Below are 18,650 nucleotides of genomic sequence, written 5' to 3'. Positions count from 1 at the left end.
TTCCAAAGATTGAAAGGGTCATAAAAACATTACATCGTGACAATGAAAAACGGAGAGAAAGTAGCGAAGGCTTCGTACTCACATCTGTTGACAGATTCAAATTGGTGCTATATAATTACCTCGAATTCGAGATAATTTGAAAGAGGGGTAGTTATCATGAATCGTCAAGTGGATGAGTATTATGAAGAAGAACTGTCCTTAAAGATATTTGTCGTCCTATCCAAAGCACTGCAATCCATTAAAAAGCTTGTGGAAGAGGATATAAAATGTTTAGGCCTTAATCCAACTGAGTTTTCCGTTCTGGAATTAATTTATAGTAAAGGTGATCAACCAATACAAAAAATCGGTGAAAAAGTGTTGATTGCGAGTAGCAGTATTACCTATGTCATAGATAAGCTCGAAAAGAAAAATTTAATCGTGAGAAAACCATGTTCCGAAGATCGTCGGGTGACGTACGCAGCAATCACAAATGAAGGAACTGAGCTGATGAATGAAGTCTTCCCGAAACATAAAGCTGCCCTGCGAAAAATATGTGGCGGATTGGATGTAAACGAAAAAGAAGTTCTCATCGAACAGTTAAAGAAGTTGGGGTACTATGCAAAAAACATCTGATTTTTTAACTTATATCTTGAATTCATGATTTATTAATTCGAGATGATTGTCTTGATTAGGTGAGTGCTTTGATTACTCAATGGAAAGGTGTGATCCCATGTTATCAATTGATCCGAGCAACAATACGGAACGGGAGAATTACAAATTGCTAATCGGAAGTATCGTACCAAGACCGATTGCTTTTGTGACCTCTTTGTCTGAGGATGGCTGCATTTTAAACGGCGCCCCTTTTAGTTATTTCAATATCGTATCTTCTAATCCCCCGATGATTTCGTTATCGATACAACGGTCTGGAGGAAAGCAGAAGGACACAGCTAGAAATATACTAGCGAATAAGGAATTTGTCGTTCATATTGTTGACGAACAAAACGTTGAAAAGGTCAATAAAACAGCTGCAAGTTTGCCTCCGAGTCAAAGTGAAGTTCAGTTAGCAGGATTGACTCCGATTGAGAGTGTCAATATTTCGGTTCCCGGGGTGAAAGAAGCAAAAATTCGGATGGAATGTGTGTTAGAGCAATCCCTAGAATTGAGCGGAGTGGAGTCTGTCGGCAGTGACCTTATTATAGGAAGGATCGTTCAATTTCATATCGAAAAGGAACTCTACGACGATGGAAGAATTGATCCGAGGGGATTAGCTGCCGTCAGCCGCTTAGCAGGTGCTAATTATGCTAAAATCGGTGAGATTTTTGAAATCGAACGACCTGAATAGTTCATTTATAATATTACAAAATAACGTGTTATATTGTTGGTAAAAAATACAACAATATAACACGAACATTTATCTTGAAATAAAGATATATGAAATGATACTATTTGATTTGGAGATAAATATAGTATAAATCGGAGGAAATATTTAATGTCAAACAAAAATGAAGTAGGAAAACTATTACTACGTATTATGCTAGGGCTTGTTTTTGCAGCAAACGGATTTGCTAAGTTTCAAGGTGGTATTGGAAATACAGCAGCCTGGTTTGAAAGTATTGGCATTCCAGGATTCCTTGCTTATGCAGTAGGGGCGATTGAATTGGTAGGTGGTATTGCAATTATCCTCGGTTTAGGGACAAGAATTGTATCTTTGCTATTCGGTATTATAATGGTTGGAGCAATTTTTACAGTAAATTTACCAGCTGGCTTTCTAAATGGTTATGTTTTCGATTTGGTATTATTAGTCCTTGCAGTGCACATCGTCATGAATGGTAGTAAGTTATATGCTCTCGATCAATTAATATTTAAGGGAAGAGAAGCAAAGAATTCTTAACATCTAATGCTAAGAGCCCCTTGGTTTTCATGATTGGAACAATGGGTTATATAAGGGAACCAATAAGATAATTCAACTAGAAAAGAGCCATCATGAAAGTCTAACATTGACTTTTCTGATGGCTCTTTCTGTTAATTGGGGGATATACGTCCAAAGTAAGCTGTCGCGGCACTATTTGTTCTCTTCCAACAGCCCCTTACGTACGTCCAGCGGACTTGGTACTGGACATTACTGCTTTGTAAACTGAACGATTCTCTCGCCCATCTGATTAATATTCTCTACGGAAGCATTTACTTGTTCTGTTAGTGCTGCCTGAGATTGCACTAAATCTGATAACTGATTCATTTGCTCTAGTATTTGTTGGATAGAGATGTCCATGTTTTTCAAACTGTTTTCTATTGAAGTTGTGGCGTCTTTTGAATTATTTGCGAGAGACCGTACTTGCTCAGCTACGACACCAAAACCTTTCCCTTGTTCACCGACACGAGCGGCTTCAATGGCTGCATTCAATCCAAGTAAATTCGTTTCGTCTGCAATTCCACGAATGAATTCGGAAATGGTTTTTGTCTCATGGGCAGCATCTTGCAATTGTAATGCAGCCTGATTTGATTCCTCCTGCATATGGGCTACGTCCTGCGCTTGTGAGTTAATGGCTGTGATCCCTACTACCATCTCCGCGATTGAACTTGTAAGATCAATCACTCTCTTTTCTAATTCATTTGCCATTTGCTCTTTCATTTTCTGCTCTTGAATATTGCGGATTGTACCGGCTACACGAATAGGGAAGCCTGTTTCATCACGTAGCGCTTTTCCCTCACTTTGGAACCAGCTGTAAATGCCTTCCTTATTTTTCATACGGAAAGTAGAATGGTATTCACTTTTACCGCTATAATCACTTAAATAATCAATCATATCTTGTTGGGCAAGCTCTACATCATCTGGGTGAAGTAAGTTTGTCCATGATTCAAGTATATTCGGAAAGTCCTGTTCATCAGTAAAGCCAAGAACTTTACGGTATTGATCGGACCACCAATACTGATTATCTCTGGAGAAAAATTCATTGGAATTTCGGTCAATGACCATATCCCACGGAGCTTCTGTCAAAATGGAATGGATCAACCCGTAACGAACATTAAAGAATTTTAATTCTTCATCACGGATATATTGGTCGTGTACATCAAGAATGAAGGCGTTCATTCGTTTGATTCCTTGTTCTTTCAGATGCTCAATATTACCAAAATGATGCATCCATCGATAGCCTTTTGCTACACGTAATCGATAAAAGCACTCATAGTTTTGCTTAACATCGCATTCTTTCATATATTGTGCAACGGCCTCGGTTAAAACGTGAGCATCATCTGGGTGGATACGTGCTATATAAGTTGTATAATCACACTCATCTTTTTCTGATTTTGTATATTGTAATACTTGCTCAAAAGAGGCGTCCATCCGCATTTTGTTTGTATGATTATACAAATCGTCATTTTTGATATCCATATCCCAATAGCCGATGGAAAGCGTATCTTTTAAAAACTCAAGTTCTGCTAATTGATGATTTGTTTTCACTTGCTTGTCCGCATAAGTTTGTTCGATCGTGCGTAACGATTCGTTTAAAATAATATGCTCTGTTTGTGGAAAACGAAGGACATCATTTTCAATGAGTTGTTTTGCAGTATCTTGAAAAGCTTCGAATTCGTACATATTCTTTTTTCGCTGAAATATCATTGCTCTTACCCCCTACTACTATGTTAATCTAGTAAAAATTTTGCTCAAAAAAAACAGGCTAATTGGGTATCTGCTATCCAATTAGCCTGTTGCATTTATTGCGTGGTTTGGGTGGGGAAGGATAGCTCCAACCCACCCGCATTCTGTTACATTAGTCTAAAGAACGTACTTCAATCGGGATGAGGGAGCTTTCCAGTCGATCACGGAATTGCTCGTATTGAGCAGGCAGCTTCAATTCACTACCCATCGTTTCTTCTGTTTCATCATGTGCGAACCCTGGAGGATCTGTTGCGATTTCAAAAAGAATTTCACCAGCTTCACGGAAGTAAATCGCATTGAAATAATTACGGTCTTTTACTTCAGTTACAAGTTGGCCATTTTCTTGAGCGTGTTTTTGCCACTCTACGTGATCTTTATCGTCATTTGCACGCCATGCAATATGATGAACTGTACCAACCCCCATTGTGCCACGAGCCCCTGCTACCATCTTCAAATCGATTGTATTGCCAATGTCGGAGCTTGCTTTAAAACGGGTATAATTGCGTTCTGTTGAGACTTCTTTTAATCCCATGACGTTCAGTAAAGTAGCTTTTGTTTCTTCGGGATTACTTGAATATAGTGTGGCACCCGCAAATCCTTTAATTGCTACATCAGGAGTTACATCACCGAACGTCCAATTATTCGTTGGACCTTCTGCGCGTTCTACTAATTCAAGATGTAAGCCATGTGGATCGTCGAACTGCACAACCTTTTCACCGAATCGCTCCGCTGTCGTGAAAGAAATGTCGAATTTATCAAGTCGTTCAACCCAATAATTTAAGGTGCCTTCAGGAATGGCATATGTCGTTACACCGACTTGACCGTCGCCAATACGTCCTTGATAAGCATTTGCCCAAGGGAAGAATGTGATGATTGATCCAGGGCGGCCGCCTTCATTGCCAAAATATAAATGATATGTGCCCGGATCATCGAAGTTCACCGTTTGTTTCACGAGGCGTAAGCCAAGTACGCCTGCATAGAAATCGATATTTTCTTGAGGGTGTCCTACGATAGCAGTGATATGGTGAATACCGGTAGTCTGTTTTTTCATTTTTTACTACTCCTTTATTTTTGAATGTCTTTAATTCCAAATACAAAATAATTTTATCTCGAATCCAATAATCTTGAATTCAAGATAAATATACCATAAGTTGTTTATACCGTCAAACTAAAAACAAACTACTTTGATTAGACACGGCATATTATCATATTTCCCCAAGTTTTATCGTTACAATCATTGAAATTCATAATCAATAATTTTTATACTTGATATATTTTTTATACTTGTATATACTGAATGTAATCGTTGGAGGTGATCTTTATGAAAGTATGTCCCTATTTAGAATCATGCTTTGAAATTCTAGGCAGACGTTGGAATGGGCTCATTATTCATTACTTATCCAACTGCCCAGATTTCACTGCTCATTTTTCCGACATGAAGCGGGACTTGAACGATATTACTCCACGTTCACTCTCTATGAAATTGACTGAGCTTGCCAAACACGACTTAGTCATTAAAAAAGTGACATCGGAGACGCCCGTCAATATTTCATATCATCTGTCCGAAAAAGGGCAAAAACTAGCTATCGCTCTTCAACCGATCCAAACGTGGGCACAACAAAACATTGATCTTGACTTGCCCGAACAATCATGAAAAGAAAAGGGGAATAGAAATGGAAACGAAAAACAATATGATTTGTGATTTAGAAACAGGGGTATGCGGTCCTGCGGGAGACAGCACGAATTCAACGGAGTTCATCGATTTTTCAGCACCGAAAAAAACAATTGATCTCTATTATGTAACGGATCCGATCTGTTCGCATTGCTGGGCATTGGAGCCAGTCCTCCGCAAATTCGTCGATCAATACGGTCAATACTTCAACATGCATACGCTGATGGGTGGATTGCTCGAGAAATGGGGAGACGGCCCTGTCGATCCTGCAAACGGAATAAATGGTCCTGCAGACGTTGCTGGACATTGGAGAGAAGTTGGGGAACATTCGCGCATGCCAATCGACGGAACGGTTTGGTACGATAACCCAATCGAGTCATCATTCATCCCGTCCCGTGTCTATAAAGTAGTTCAAGAAAAAAGTCCAGAGCTTGCTAACACATTTTTACGCCGTGCAAGGGAAGAGTTATTTGCCTTCAATAAAAACATTGCACAAGACGATGTTTTGATCGACATTGTCAATCAAGTTGGATTGAATGGGGAAGAAATCGTCAAACAATCGAAGACGACGGAAGCAAATACTTCATTGTACGAAGACTTCCAACTCGTCCGCCAATTGGGCGTCCGCGGATTCCCGACAATCGTCATGGTGAATGAAGAGCAAAAAGGTGCCCGCATTGTCGGTGCCCGTTCATTAGAGGATTACAAGAATGCACTTCAACAGCTACTTCCAGAAGAAACAGTGCAACCGAAAAAATTGCCTGAACTGCAGCAGTTGCTCCAAAAAGAAAAGCTGTTGTTCTCACGCGAAATTGAAGAATATTATTCGATAGAGCAACATGAGGTAGATGTGTTTATCGAGGAAAAGTTGACGACAGATTCCTATGAAAGCAAAACACTCCTCGGGGAGACGTACGTACAAGTGAAATAATGCAATAACTGCGACAGAATCGGCTTTCTTTGGAAAGTCGGTTTTGTTGTATTAGGAGGAGTTCGTATGTTGCAGAAGCTTAAAAACGGAAATCACGCGCAGCCGTTCAGAGGACCTTTTAGCATTACGCGAGTTCAACCAGGCGATATTATCGGTACGGAATCGACTGACACCGGATTCGGACCTTTGGCCATTATTGATCATGCGGTCATGAAAAAAGGGTTGACGATTAAAATGCATGAACACGTGAACGATGAAATTCTTAGCTATGTCTGGTCGGGGGTTATGCACCATAAAGACTCCGTAGGATTTGAAGCCCCTTTCGCTCGGGGGAAGTTAATGATGATGAATGCAGGAAAAGGTTTCTGGCACGAGGAAAAAGTAACGGAGGATGAAGTGGAAATGCTTCAAATCTTCGTCCGACCGAATGAAACGGATCTTTCCCCGGACATTCAGTTTCATCATAAACCAGAGGATAATCGCGATTGGTATGTGATGGCCGGTCCTGAAGGAAGTGATGCACCACTACATATTCGGCAAAACGTGTATATTTTGGACGCTCATCCGAAAGCGGGGGAACAGTTGGAAATCCCGATGTATGATGGACTTACACCTTTCCTATACGTCATGAACGGTGAGATTGAGATTCAAAATATGAACATTCGTAAACAAGAAGCTGTAACGGATATCGTCAATCCACTTCCGCCTCTCCTCGCGAAGATCGACACAACAATTGTCTTATTTTTTGTCGATATGAACGCTCCGATGTCTATGGAAGGGACGATTAGTGGCTTACAGAAATGAATAAAAAACACCCCCCCACTTCCTCAGAAGTGGGGGGGTATCTGTTTAGGGTGAAATTAGCGAATTGTTTTCAAAGCTGTTGCCCAAGGGATCACTTGGTCTAGCATTTGGTTTACAGAATTAGCTTGAACTTCAGCTGGTTTGAAATCTGTACCGTTTTCAAAGTCAGTGAATAGGGATAGAGCAGGGTGTACACGAACGTCCGCTACAGATAGTTCACCTAGGATACCGCGTAGATGTTCTGCTGCACGAGCGCCGCCTACTGAACCGTATGATACGATACCTGCTGCTTTGTTGTTCCATTCTTCACGTAGGAAGTCTAGAGCATTTTTAAGAGCTCCTGTAATAGAGTGGTTGTATTCCTGAACGATGAAGACGAATCCGTCTTGTTTGCCAACGATTTCAGACCATGCAGCTGCGCCTGAAGCATCGCTTCCTGGCTCACCAAGCAATGGCAATTTGTAATCTGCAATGTCGATTACTGTATAGTTAGCGTCTCCGCGTTTGTCTGCCAATTCTTTTACCCAAGCACCAACTTGTGGGCTCACACGTCCTTCACGAGTTGAACCTAAAATAATACCGATGTTTAAATTTGTCATTATTCGTTCCTCCTGTTGTATAGATTACTTGAATTAATTTATCTTTAATTCGAGATAATAATAACACGCCCAATATGTTCCGTCAATAGTTCTGCTTAGAAGCTATCGTCATTAACGGGTTCTCCTAATCGGCTTTAAATGGCGCTCGATTTCTTCACGTTTTGGCTCTAAAAAAGGAGGCAGATCAAGCTTTGTCCCTAAGATTTCAATAGAGGAGTCCACTGTGAATCCAGGTCCATCCGTTGCCAGCTCGAACATAATACCGTTTTCGTCTTGAAAATATAAGCTTTCAAAGTAAAAGCGGTCCTTCATATAAAGAACTTCATAGCCATAGTCTTGAATCCGTTTTGCCCAGTAGCGAAGGTCATCACCATCCTTGACTCGGATTGCTAAATGGTGGACGCTGCCTTTACCTGGTTTTTGAACAGGTCCTTCTTGCTCAACAATTAAAATTTCCCCAAAGGCATGACCTTCTGTAGATTGATAAAGCAGACCTTTCCCTGCAAGCTTCACTTGCTGATAGCCGAAAATGTTTTCTAGTGTAGAAGCTAAGCTGCTCGCATTTTGAACAGTCATTTCTACCGGACCCATACCTAATATGCGATGCTCCTCAGGGACAGGCGAATCAGGCCAAGCTGTCCAAAAATCTGGGAATGTATCTTTCTCACCATTTAACAAAACTAAATTGAGTCCGTCGGGATCTTCAAAATGAATTGCCTCACGACCTGCGTAAGTTGTAATGTCGCTCTGAAAGATCTGATGTTCATTCAATCGATTACGCCAGTAGTGTAGACTTTCTTTCGATGGAATAAACATACCAATTTTCGTAATTGCATTTGTTCCCCGATGTGTGCGCCCGGCATTCGGGATTTCAAAAAACGTTAATTCGGTGCCTGGACTTCCTGTTACATCTCCGTAGAAGAGGTGATACATTTTCGTGTCTTCTTGGTTTACCGTCTTTTTAACGAGGCGTAATCCTAAAATCTCTTCATAAAAATGAAGATTGTCAGTGGCGTTCTTTGTAATCATTGAAATATGATGATGACCTGCAATTTGGCTCATTGAGTATCCTCCTATTAGTAGTGAGATGCTTACCTAAATACGAAGGGGAGTTAGCTTTATATTCTTTTATCTTGAATAGAATAATCTCGAATTCAAGGTAAATATAACATAGCATCATTTAGACCGTCAAAGAGTGAGCTTGGTTGTTAAATAGAAAAACCCACTAAGAGTATGAACTCGAATTAGTGGGTGTCTTATTTATTGTTCCAATGCCAACAATTGCTTCTTCATTTCCAAACCACCCCGAAAACCGGTCAAGTTGCCATTTTTCCCGATGACTCGATGACAAGGGACGGTGATCAGGAGGGGATTGGCTCCGATTGCAGCTCCAACCGCGCGTACTGATTTTGGATTTTGAATCCTATCTGCAATATCCGAATAGGAAACGGTCTGTCCATACGGTATTTCCTGCAAAGCTTTCCATACGGATTGTTGAAAAGGAGTACCGTGCAAGTCCAGTGGCATAGTAAACTCTTTCCGTCTTCCTTCCATATAGTCAATCAGTTCCTCTGCATAAGGTTGCATAACCGACTTATCTTCCACCAACTGATAAGCAGGAAGTCGTTTCTTCGCCCATGCGGCAAGTTCCTCGAATGGGGCATTGTGAGGACTAGCAAAGCAAAGCCCCTTAGTTGTGGCAGCCATATAGATATTCCATTGCCCATGATTCAACAGCATCCAGTAAACGATATTTTCATTGTTCTTTTCCATTGTAAACCTCCTTTCTTTATTCCTTGTAATCCTCGTAAAATATAATTCTGTTTGAGAAAGGATCGGTAACCCTCAACTCTATCGTATTCCAAGGTGTTTTCTCGATACTCGGATTAGCAAAGCGGTATTCCTTTTCGGAAAGCTCGGCATGATAGCTGCTCAAATCATCTGTGTTAATCCGAATTGCACTGCCAGGTGACGCATCGCCATGATGTTCGGATAAATGCAAAACAGTTCCATCCTTAGAGATTTGAAAGTACAAAGGCGTATTTTCAGCAAACTGGTGCTGCCAGTCCAATTGGAAACCTAAGTAATCCAAATAGAAGGCATGGGCTTTTTCGATATCAAAAATCCGGAAAATAGGTGTAATCATTCGACAATGCACTCCTGTCAGCGAAATGTTTACAATTTTTCAACTGTGGACGTTCTTTATCAATAAGTATACTAAAGATAAAAATGAAAACCCATCCAGAAACGATTGGATGGGCGCCTTCACTTAAACTAATTTCATGTTTTGCGAATCGATCATATACTTCACGTCTGCGACATTCTCGATGAATGTTTGATCATGCGAGACGAATACAATCGTCCCTTTGTACGCCTTGATAAACTTCTCCAAAGCATCGAGTGCGTGAATATCCAAAAAGTTCGTTGGTTCATCGAGTAATAAAATATTGTATTCACCTAAAAACAACTGGCATAGACGGAGACGGATCGCTTCGCCCCCGCTTAAGGACGCTACATTTTTCTGTAGATCGGTTCCCGTAAACTGCATCGCATGCAATACGCTTCGCAAGAAACCTTCATCATAGTCAGACCGATTTCTCAAAAATTGCAGAACCGTTTCATTAGTGGGGAATTGATAGCTCATTTGTTGGAAATGGCCAATTTTCGCCTTTGGTGAAATGGTAAGACTTTCTCCATTCGTTAAGATATGGTGAAGCAATGAGCTTTTCCCTGCACCATTCCCTCCAGTAATTGCGATTTTCCTCCCAAGTGGCAGTTGGAAGCTTACATCATCCAATATTATTTTCCCGCCAACTTGAAGGGTTAGCCGATCTGCCATAATCGGAAACTTGTTATGCAATTCCAATGCCTTTGATTGCCTAAAAACGATTGGTGTATCTTCGACTACTTGTTTGACTTCTTGCAGATTTTCGATTCGCTGTTCAATTGCTTTCGCTGCACGGTGCACTGATTTTTGGCTCGTGCCTTTCGATTTCGTCTCAACCATGCGATTCGGTTTCGCCTTTGCATCATTCTTCGACATTTTGGACGTTTGCGCAATTTTTTCGGCCTTTTTCATTTTTTCATGTGCGGCTCGTTCAAGACGTCTTTTTTCTAGAAGAAACTGTTCATGCGCTTCGCGTTGCTGTTCACGTTCTAGCTCTTTTTGCTGTTTATAGTCGCTATAATTTCCCGCATAGACATGCACTTCACCTTCATGCACTTCCCAAATCGTCGTCACAAGCTCATCCAATACGGATCGATCATGACTGATGAGGACGAGAGCTCCGTAATAGTAGCGAAGTTCATCCAATAAAAATGAAATGCCGTCACGATCTAAATGGGTAGTCGGTTCGTCGATTAACAGGGCTTCATGATAATGCGTAAATAACTGTGCAAGCTTCAGCCTTGTTTGCTCTCCTCCACTAAGATGATCAGAATCAGATGGGACGGCTAATCTGCCGAGCAGTGCATGATCCGCTTCTGTAGACGCGGAAGGCTCGAGCTGTTTGAAATAACCGCACTCCACATGACGCGTCACTTTTCCGCTAGTCGGTTGGATATCGCCGGTAAGTAATTTAAGAAGAGTGCTTTTTCCAGCACCGTTTTTCCCGACGATTCCGATACGGTCAAATTGATGAACAGCGAGTCGCTCTATCTTCAGTATTTCTTTATCCAAATAAGTCATTTCAACATGATTCAATTCAAAACAAACTTGTTCCATTTTCGCTACCTCCGAAATTTTTGATTTCGTATCGATAGCTGGAATCGATACGAGCTTAGTGTATTAAGCTCGTATCAATAAAATAGTAAAGTCATCATCATGCTCCCTCCAATAAAAAAAGTACACAGATCGCCCTGTGTACTCGCAAATAGGTATGGATATCCCGTAGAACGTACAATTCATTTCCACAACATACCTAACCCGTACACATAGTAAATAAACCGCAATGAAAAACGGTTTTCACAATAAGTATATGTATAGGGATCAGTATAGTTGTAGAAATGCCATGTATTTATCGCTCCTTGTCATTAATCTCATAGTAAAGTGTTCTCAATAATAAGTCAATGAGTCGTGCTGTAATTGTTTGACACGTTGTCACTGATCAATAATCGTTAGCCGCTCACGGATATCTGTTCGCGGCTTCGGAGCCGGAATATGTTTTGGATAACCGATCATCAATGTAGCAACAATTTTTTTGCCGGGTTTTACACCGATTCCTTCCCTGAAGACCGGATCATATACCCAATCATTCGTCCGCCAAATCATTCCGATGCCCCGTTCCCACGCCGCAAGTTGGAAGTTCTGGATCATTGTCGAAACAGCCCCGTAATCTTCATCCCATCTTCTTTGCCGAGGATCTTCCGGCATGATGACGACGAGGTGGAGGGGGATCTCTCTAAAATAATTTGCCTTCCGCTTTACCAAATCCGATACTTCACCATCGACTGTCGGTTGTGAGTCGATATAGGACTGGACAAAGACATCTTTTCCGTCACCTGTATACAGCTGAAACTGCCAAGGCTCGGTCAATTTATGATTCGGTGCCCACTTCGCTACATTTAGCAACTCGATGATTTCTTCCACATCTACAGGATCTGGTTTAAATGCTTTAATTGTTCTTCTCCCAATGATTGCTTTTTCCACATCATTTTTCCCTATATACTCCATGGAACATATATCCCCTTTCAAGTGAATTCGCTTTGTTAATGCAAATGAAAATCATTCTCATCTAATAAATGATTATAGCATGGGTGTTATTTTTGGCAACTGAAGGGGAAGTGTTATAAGGATTTTAAAGAATGATGCTATAATCTCAGAAGGTGCAAACCCATTAGCTTGATGGCTGCCAACTTGCAGAAAATTAGAGGAGATTTCATATGAAAAGTAAAAAAGTTGTATTGGCCATTTTATTAACGAATTTATTTATCGCCTTTTTAGGAATTGGGCTCGTCATTCCAGTCTTACCTACGATTATGAATGAGTTGGAAATCAGTGGTTCGGTCGTGGGGTATATGGTCGCCGCTTTCGCAATTACGCAACTTATTTTCTCGCCGATTGCAGGACGGTGGGTTGATCAGTACGGACGTAAAATAATGATTGTCATCGGCTTGTTCATCTTCGGGGCCTCGGAGTTTTTATTCGGAATCGGTCAAACTGTCGAAGTCCTTTTTGTTTCACGGATGCTTGGTGGCGTAAGTGCGGCGTTCATCATGCCCGCCGTGACGGCTTTCATTGCAGACATCACAACTGCTTCGGGCAGGGCGAAGGCACTTGGTTATATGTCTGCTGCCATTAGTACAGGTTTCATCATTGGACCAGGAATTGGTGGGTTTCTAGCTGAAATTGGTACCCGCGTTCCATTTTATTCAGCGGGCGTACTTGGAGTGCTTGCGGCAGTGCTTTCTTTCATCCTTCTCAAGGAACCTGAACGCGGGGAGGAAGAAGCACCGATTATTGGTCAAAAAACTGGGCTGGGTCGTATTCTTATTCCTATGTATTTGATCGCATTCATATTAATCTTCGTACTATCATTTGGTCTTGCAGCCTTTGAATCGTTGTTTAGTCTTTTCGTTGATCATAAATTCAGTTTCACACCAAAGGACATTGCAATCGTCATTACAGGAAGTGGGATTGTCGGGGCAATTGCGCAAGTAGCAATGTTTGATCGTCTGACAAAATGGATGGGAGAAATTAATCTGATCCGTTGGTCTCTAGCGGTTTCGACAGTTCTCGTTTTGTTGATGACCATCGTCAGCTCTTATTTCACCATTTTACTGACGACTTTCTTTTTGTTTGTCGGGTTTGACTTGATCCGTCCCGCGATTACATCGTATTTATCGAAAATTGCAGGCAATGAACAAGGATTTGTCGGAGGAATGAACTCCACGTTTACAAGCGTTGGAAATATTTTTGGCCCCATTGTCGGTGGAATCCTCTTTGATATCAATTTGAACTATCCATACTATTTCGCAGCGGTCGTCCTATTGCTTGGAACCGTATTAGCCCTGTTTTGGAAAAAGCCGAAGCATGTGATCTTGTAATCGCAAAAATACAGGTGAAGGACCTATTCCTTCACCTGTATTTTCATTACTGTACCAATTCCTTTATCGCCTCTACACCAAATCGATTCACAAATTTGTGAAACGGTTCTCTCTTTTTGCCATTTTCCGCATAGAAGTCGATTACTTTATCAACAGCATCGTACAATTCATCAGGTTGCACTTGTTCAAGGAAAAGTGTTCCTGTCTTCGCATAGGCTCCTTTCGGATTTCCTCCGATATACAAATCATAGCCATCTCGGGATTTGATGACGCCGATGTCGTTAATAAGCGGTTCGCCGCATCCAATCGGGCATCCTGTATAAGCAGGTCGAAGCGTGAAGGGAACAGGCCTACCTGCAATCCGTTTATTCAGCTCAATAGCAACCGGCATCCCTTCTTCTTCCGCACCTTTGCAAAAATTGCAATGACGTAAGCTTTTTACAAAATTGCCGACAGGGTAGCAGGAAAGCCCAACCTCGCTAAATTTCTTTTGGATAAATTCAAAATCGCTTTCTAATACTTCTATGTATAATTGCTGGAATGTCGTTAATTCCAATTCTTGATCACCTAAATAATCAGCAAGGACCATTAATTGCTTTGCATTTAACTTAGCACCGAATGATATCCCGCCGTTAACAGCTATTTTCACCTTTTTCTCGGTTTGCATGTTGATTTGCACCCCTTTCTTTTGAGTTGCCGATAATAAAATATTACAATACCTATGTAGGGTATGTAAATGTATCAATCTTAATTTTTTTGGCAACTTCAGAAATACGCAGAGGAGGTATCCAATGGGACACGGTCACGATCATACACATGGTGCAAACAAAAAAGTATTATTGATTTCTTTTCTCATCATTACTCTATACATGGTTGTGGAAGCAATTGGTGGATTTTTGACGAACAGTCTTGCCTTATTGGCAGATGCCGGTCATATGTTAAGCGATTCGATTTCATTAGCGATTGCGCTCATTGCTTTTAAGGTGGGAGAAAAAGTCGCAAGTAAGAGTAAGACATTTGGCTATAGGCGATTTGAGATTTTAGCCGCTGTCTTGAACGGAGTCACATTGATTATTATCGCACTGTTCATTTTCTTCGAAGCTGTGAAGCGTTTCGCAAACCCGCCTGAAGTTGCGACGACAGGGATGTTAATCGTCAGCTCCATAGGACTTGCGGTCAATATGCTCGTCGCATGGATTATGATGCGCGGCGGCGATGTAGAGGGAAATTTAAATATGAAAGGCGCATATTTGCATGTCATCAGTGATATGTTAGGCTCCATCGGGGCAATTGTTGCGGCATTGCTTATGATGATTTTCAATTGGGGATGGGCAGATCCGTTGGCGAGTGTCATTGTGGCAATCCTTGTTTTACGAAGCGGTTATTTTGTATCAAAGGCAGGGCTGCATGTACTAATGGAAGGCACTCCTCAAAATGTGGAATTGGATGATATCATTCGAACATTCCAAAATAAAAAAGAGATCCAAGGTGTTCATGATTTACACGTCTGGACGATTACGAGCGGTTTAAATGCGCTGTCCTGCCACGCAGTCGTGGACGATCTAATGACAATTGCGGAAAGCGAACGATTGCTGCGCGATATCGAACATGACTTATTGCATCAAAACATTCATCACGTTACGATTCAATTGGAAACGTCTGCCCATCAGCATGATGATTCAATTTTATGCCAAGTGAAGCCGAAATCATCGGATGGACACGGTCACCATCATCATTGAGGTCAATACACCCTCCATGTATATCATTTGCGCTTCTTTGACACAAGTGGTAATATAGGGGTATAGGGTATATTTATTGAAATAAAAAGGGGGATTGACATGTCAGACAAGATGACTGTACAGCCGAACAAGCAACAGCTCTTGAATCGTTTAAAACGGATAGAAGGGCAAGTGAGAGGCGTTCATCAAATGATTGAAAATGACCGCTATTGTGTAGATATTCTCCACCAAATCAGTGCAATCCAATCCGCAATGAACAAAGTGTCCCTCGCATTATTAGAAGATCATACGCACCATTGTGTCGTGAAGGCGATAAAAGGGCAAGATGGAGAGGCTGCAATTCAAGAGCTTATGAGCGTAATGAAAACAATGACGAAATAATCGAATATTTATCTTGTATACCTATGAGGGGTATGCTATATTATAAGTACCAATAATACTAGGAGGTTTTTCATCATGAAAGAAGTTCTAAAAGTAGAAGGTATGTCTTGCGGTCATTGCGTAAAATCAATCGAGTCAAGTGTTGGAGAACTGAAAGGTGTATCCTCTGTTAAAGTAGACCTTTCAAGCAATGAAGTGACTGTTGAGTTTGAGAACGAAGCAACATTGGAGCAAATTAAAGAAACAATTGAAGATCAAGGCTATGATGTCGCTTGAGTGAAGCAATTCGCTCACACCATACGGGGGTATAGTGAATGAAGAGATTATACTTGTAGTATAATCCTTCTTTTTCAAAGAAATATACCCCCTATGAGTATTGGAGGGATACGGATGGCAACTACAGAAAAAACCTTGAAGATCAATGGAATGACGTGCGCAGCATGTGCAAACCGGATTGAAAAAGGGTTGTCTAAAATAGAAGGCGTCGAAAAGGCGAATGTCAACTACGCGATGGAAAACTCCACAATTGTTTATGACCCGGAAAAAACGAACGTCAACGATTTCACGGCGAGAATCGAAAAATTGGGCTATAGTGTCATTCAAGATAAAGCCGAGTTTGATGTATCAGGCATGACGTGTGCCGCTTGTGCAACAAAAATAGAAAGACGCATCAATAAGATGGAGGGTGTTTCTAATGCAACGGTCAATTTTGCTCTTGAAACGCTTACCGTCGATTATGTAAGCGGTCAAACGAACCCGAATGAAATGATGGCCAATGTGAAGAAAATGGGCTATGAATTGATTCCAAAAACGGATGGCAAAGACAAGTTGGATCATAAGGAACAAGAAATCAAAAAACAATACCGGAAATTCATTTTCTCAGCGATTTTAACACTTCCACTATTATGGACGATGGTAGCACATTTTGAATTCCTTTCCTTCCTATACTTGCCGGCAATCCTTATGAATCCATGGGTGCAGCTGGCGCTTGCGACACCTGTCCAATTCATCGTTGGTGCACAGTTTTATAAAGGTGCCTACAATTCATTAAGAAATATGAGCGCTAATATGGACGTTCTCGTTGCACTCGGAACAAGCGCTGCATACTTTTATAGCCTCTACTTAACTTTCGAATGGATGAATGCAGGCAGTGTCGGTCATCCAGAGCTCTACTTTGAAGCATCCGCTGTGATTATCACACTCATCGTCCTTGGTAAATTATTCGAAGTGCGTGCGAAAGGGAAAACGAGCCAGGCGATTCAAAAACTTCTTGGCTTGCAGGCGAAAACAGCAAGGATCTTGAAAGATGGTGTCGAACAAGAGATTCCAATCGAAGAAGTTGTGGCAGGGGACATCATCCTTGTCAAACCGGGTGAAAAAATTCCAGTCGATGGAGAAATCATTTCCGGACAATCGGCAATCGATGAATCGATGATTACGGGGGAAAGTATCCCTGTCGATAAAGTTCCCGGAAACTCCGTAATCGGGGCAACCATCAACAAAAATGGTTCATTGCAAATCAAAGCGACAAAAGTCGGCAAAGATAGCGCCTTAGCGCAAATTGTCAAAGTCGTCGAGGAAGCACAAGGCTCGAAAGCGGATATTCAGCGGTTGGCGGATAAAATATCGGGTATCTTCGTCCCGATTGTAGTAGGCATTGCCATTTTGACGTTCTTCATCTGGTATTTCGCTGTCACACCTGGCGACTTCAGATCCGCCCTTATTCCAACCATTTCCATTCTAGTTATTGCATGTCCGTGTGCGCTCGGTTTAGCGACACCGACGTCTATCATGGCGGGTTCAGGTAGAGCTGCTGAAATGGGCTTGCTCTTTAAAGGCGGCGAGCATCTTGAAAATACACGCTCCATTGACACAGTCGTCTTGGATAAAACAGGTACCGTTACAAAAGGGCAACCTGCGTTAACAGATGTAATCGTATCGGAAGGTTTTATTGAGCAAGATGTCCTGCAATTAGTCGCATCAGCTGAAAACCAATCTGAGCATCCATTGGCGCAAGCAATTGTAACAGGCGTCAAAGAAAAAGGCGTCGATTTAATTGAAGTGGATGCTTTCAAAGCGGTTCCTGGATACGGAATTGAAGCGGAAGTTGACGGTAAGCTAGTGCTTGCTGGTACTCGAAAACTAATGCGAAGCCGAGACATTGCCCTTGATAATATCGAAGCGACAATGGAGAAAATGGAGAACGAAGGGAAAACGGCGATGCTCATTGCAGTTGATGGAAAACTGGCTGGCGTCGTGGCAGTTGCCGATACTGTGAAAGAAACGTCCAAAGAAGCTATCAAACGAATGCAGGAACTTGGGCTAGATGTCATTATGCTGACAGGAGACAACCAACATACGGCTGAAGCGATCGGCCGCCAAGTTGGATTGACACATATTATTGCGGAAGTTCTTCCTGACCAGAAAAGCGATAAAATTCAACAATTGCAAGCCGAAGGGAAAAAAGTCGCAATGGTCGGCGACGGCATTAATGACGCACCGGCACTTGCAATGGCAGATATCGGAATGGCTGTTGGTACAGGAACGGATATTGCGATTGAAGCGGCTGACATTACGTTAATGCGTGGCGATCTGAACAGTGTTGCAGACGCGTTCATCATGAGCCGGAAAACGATGCGCAACATTAAGCAAAACCTGTTTTTCGCCTTCTTCTACAACACAATTGGCATACCGGTAGCCGCGGTTGGCCTGTTAGCCCCATGGGTTGCGGGCGCGGCAATGGCGTTTAGTTCGGTATCGGTCGTCCTGAATGCGCTTAGACTTCAACGCGTTAAGCTGTAATCGTATAAACGCACAACAAAGCCCATCCATAACGGATGGGCTT

The 18,650-nt window shown here is 41.7% G+C and carries 20 protein-coding genes; 11 read left to right on the top strand and 9 right to left on the bottom strand.

The window, feature by feature from the left end; translation table 11 throughout:
• The first annotated feature begins 156 nt into the window (after positions 1 to 156).
• The 3 genes from MHZ92_RS06675 to MHZ92_RS06665 all read left to right on the top strand — a co-directional run bounded on the left by MHZ92_RS06675 (position 157) and on the right by MHZ92_RS06665 (position 1,870).
• The gene (locus tag MHZ92_RS06675; protein WP_239430805.1) at positions 157 to 612 is read left to right on the top strand and encodes a MarR family winged helix-turn-helix transcriptional regulator; all 456 of its coding nucleotides are present in this window, start codon (positions 157 to 159) and stop codon (positions 610 to 612) included.
• Positions 613 to 709: 97 nt separating this feature from the next.
• The gene (locus MHZ92_RS06670; protein ID WP_239430804.1) at positions 710 to 1,321 is read left to right on the top strand and encodes a flavin reductase family protein; all 612 of its coding nucleotides are present in this window, start codon (positions 710 to 712) and stop codon (positions 1,319 to 1,321) included.
• 147 nt (positions 1,322 to 1,468) lie between these two features.
• Positions 1,469 to 1,870 (top strand): DoxX family protein, encoded by a 402-nt coding sequence (locus MHZ92_RS06665; protein ID WP_239430803.1) that lies wholly within the window; start codon positions 1,469 to 1,471, stop codon positions 1,868 to 1,870.
• 228 nt (positions 1,871 to 2,098) lie between these two features.
• On the opposite strand, the gene MHZ92_RS21495 is transcribed toward MHZ92_RS06665, so the two are convergent.
• Entirely contained in the window at positions 2,099 to 3,595 is a 1,497-nt protein-coding gene (locus MHZ92_RS21495; RefSeq protein WP_304649570.1) for a methyl-accepting chemotaxis protein, read from the bottom strand.
• Positions 3,596 to 3,746: 151 nt separating this feature from the next.
• Complete coding sequence (locus MHZ92_RS06650) at positions 3,747 to 4,685, bottom strand: ring-cleaving dioxygenase (RefSeq protein ID WP_239430802.1); 939 nt, start codon at positions 4,683 to 4,685, stop codon at positions 3,747 to 3,749.
• 270 nt (positions 4,686 to 4,955) lie between these two features.
• Between MHZ92_RS06650 and MHZ92_RS06645 the strand changes: the two genes are divergently transcribed.
• The 3 genes from MHZ92_RS06645 (at position 4,956) to MHZ92_RS06635 (ending at position 7,041) form a co-directional block, all read left to right on the top strand.
• A complete protein-coding gene (locus MHZ92_RS06645; protein ID WP_239430801.1) occupies positions 4,956 to 5,288 on the top strand; it encodes a winged helix-turn-helix transcriptional regulator in 333 nt (110 codons plus the stop codon).
• A gap of 19 nt (positions 5,289 to 5,307) precedes the next feature.
• The gene (locus MHZ92_RS06640; protein WP_239430800.1) at positions 5,308 to 6,237 is read left to right on the top strand and encodes a DsbA family oxidoreductase; all 930 of its coding nucleotides are present in this window, start codon (positions 5,308 to 5,310) and stop codon (positions 6,235 to 6,237) included.
• A 66-nt stretch (positions 6,238 to 6,303) separates the two neighbouring features.
• Positions 6,304 to 7,041 carry a pirin family protein gene (locus MHZ92_RS06635; protein ID WP_239430799.1) on the top strand — a complete coding sequence of 246 codons (738 nt, stop codon included), beginning with the start codon at positions 6,304 to 6,306 and terminating at the stop codon, positions 7,039 to 7,041.
• A gap of 56 nt (positions 7,042 to 7,097) precedes the next feature.
• Here MHZ92_RS06635 and MHZ92_RS06630 read toward each other — a convergent pair whose 3' ends face one another.
• From MHZ92_RS06630 to MHZ92_RS06605, 6 genes are all read right to left on the bottom strand, one after another.
• Positions 7,098 to 7,640, bottom strand: coding sequence for an NADPH-dependent FMN reductase (locus MHZ92_RS06630; RefSeq protein WP_239430798.1), 543 nt, complete (start codon positions 7,638 to 7,640; stop codon positions 7,098 to 7,100).
• Positions 7,641 to 7,751: 111 nt separating this feature from the next.
• Positions 7,752 to 8,702 (bottom strand): ring-cleaving dioxygenase, encoded by a 951-nt coding sequence (locus tag MHZ92_RS06625; RefSeq protein WP_239430797.1) that lies wholly within the window; start codon positions 8,700 to 8,702, stop codon positions 7,752 to 7,754.
• Positions 8,703 to 8,900: 198 nt separating this feature from the next.
• Entirely contained in the window at positions 8,901 to 9,413 is a 513-nt protein-coding gene (locus tag MHZ92_RS06620) for a methylated-DNA--[protein]-cysteine S-methyltransferase (protein WP_239430796.1), read from the bottom strand.
• 16 nt (positions 9,414 to 9,429) lie between these two features.
• The gene (locus MHZ92_RS06615) at positions 9,430 to 9,798 is read right to left on the bottom strand and encodes a glyoxalase superfamily protein (RefSeq protein ID WP_370644638.1); all 369 of its coding nucleotides are present in this window, start codon (positions 9,796 to 9,798) and stop codon (positions 9,430 to 9,432) included.
• A 111-nt stretch (positions 9,799 to 9,909) separates the two neighbouring features.
• Positions 9,910 to 11,364, bottom strand: coding sequence for an Msr family ABC-F type ribosomal protection protein (locus tag MHZ92_RS06610; protein ID WP_239430794.1), 1,455 nt, complete (start codon positions 11,362 to 11,364; stop codon positions 9,910 to 9,912).
• 375 nt (positions 11,365 to 11,739) lie between these two features.
• The gene (locus MHZ92_RS06605; protein WP_239430793.1) at positions 11,740 to 12,312 is read right to left on the bottom strand and encodes a nitroreductase family protein; all 573 of its coding nucleotides are present in this window, start codon (positions 12,310 to 12,312) and stop codon (positions 11,740 to 11,742) included.
• A gap of 209 nt (positions 12,313 to 12,521) precedes the next feature.
• Here MHZ92_RS06605 and norA point away from each other — a divergent pair, with 209 nt between their 5' ends.
• On the top strand, positions 12,522 to 13,685 hold the full coding sequence (gene norA / locus MHZ92_RS06600) for a multidrug efflux MFS transporter NorA (RefSeq protein WP_239430792.1): 1,164 nt from the start codon (positions 12,522 to 12,524) through the stop codon (positions 13,683 to 13,685).
• Positions 13,686 to 13,731: 46 nt separating this feature from the next.
• Here norA and MHZ92_RS06595 read toward each other — a convergent pair whose 3' ends face one another.
• Positions 13,732 to 14,352, bottom strand: coding sequence for a nitrite reductase (locus tag MHZ92_RS06595; RefSeq protein ID WP_239430791.1), 621 nt, complete (start codon positions 14,350 to 14,352; stop codon positions 13,732 to 13,734).
• A 124-nt stretch (positions 14,353 to 14,476) separates the two neighbouring features.
• Here MHZ92_RS06595 and MHZ92_RS06590 point away from each other — a divergent pair, with 124 nt between their 5' ends.
• The 4 genes from MHZ92_RS06590 (at position 14,477) to MHZ92_RS06575 (ending at position 18,607) form a co-directional block, all read left to right on the top strand.
• On the top strand, positions 14,477 to 15,424 hold the full coding sequence (locus MHZ92_RS06590; protein ID WP_239430790.1) for a cation diffusion facilitator family transporter: 948 nt from the start codon (positions 14,477 to 14,479) through the stop codon (positions 15,422 to 15,424).
• A gap of 99 nt (positions 15,425 to 15,523) precedes the next feature.
• Positions 15,524 to 15,805, top strand: coding sequence for a metal-sensitive transcriptional regulator (locus tag MHZ92_RS06585; protein ID WP_239430789.1), 282 nt, complete (start codon positions 15,524 to 15,526; stop codon positions 15,803 to 15,805).
• 75 nt (positions 15,806 to 15,880) lie between these two features.
• Positions 15,881 to 16,081, top strand: coding sequence for a copper chaperone CopZ (copZ, locus tag MHZ92_RS06580; protein ID WP_239430788.1), 201 nt, complete (start codon positions 15,881 to 15,883; stop codon positions 16,079 to 16,081).
• A gap of 114 nt (positions 16,082 to 16,195) precedes the next feature.
• Complete coding sequence (locus MHZ92_RS06575; protein WP_239430787.1) at positions 16,196 to 18,607, top strand: heavy metal translocating P-type ATPase; 2,412 nt, start codon at positions 16,196 to 16,198, stop codon at positions 18,605 to 18,607.
• Positions 18,608 to 18,650 lie beyond the last annotated feature (43 nt).

Origin of the sequence: Sporosarcina sp. ACRSL (assembly GCF_022346605.1) — a bacterium.
Taxonomy (GTDB): Bacteria; Bacillota; Bacilli; order Bacillales_A; family Planococcaceae; genus Sporosarcina.
This window is presented reverse-complemented; position numbering and strand designations above follow the sequence as displayed.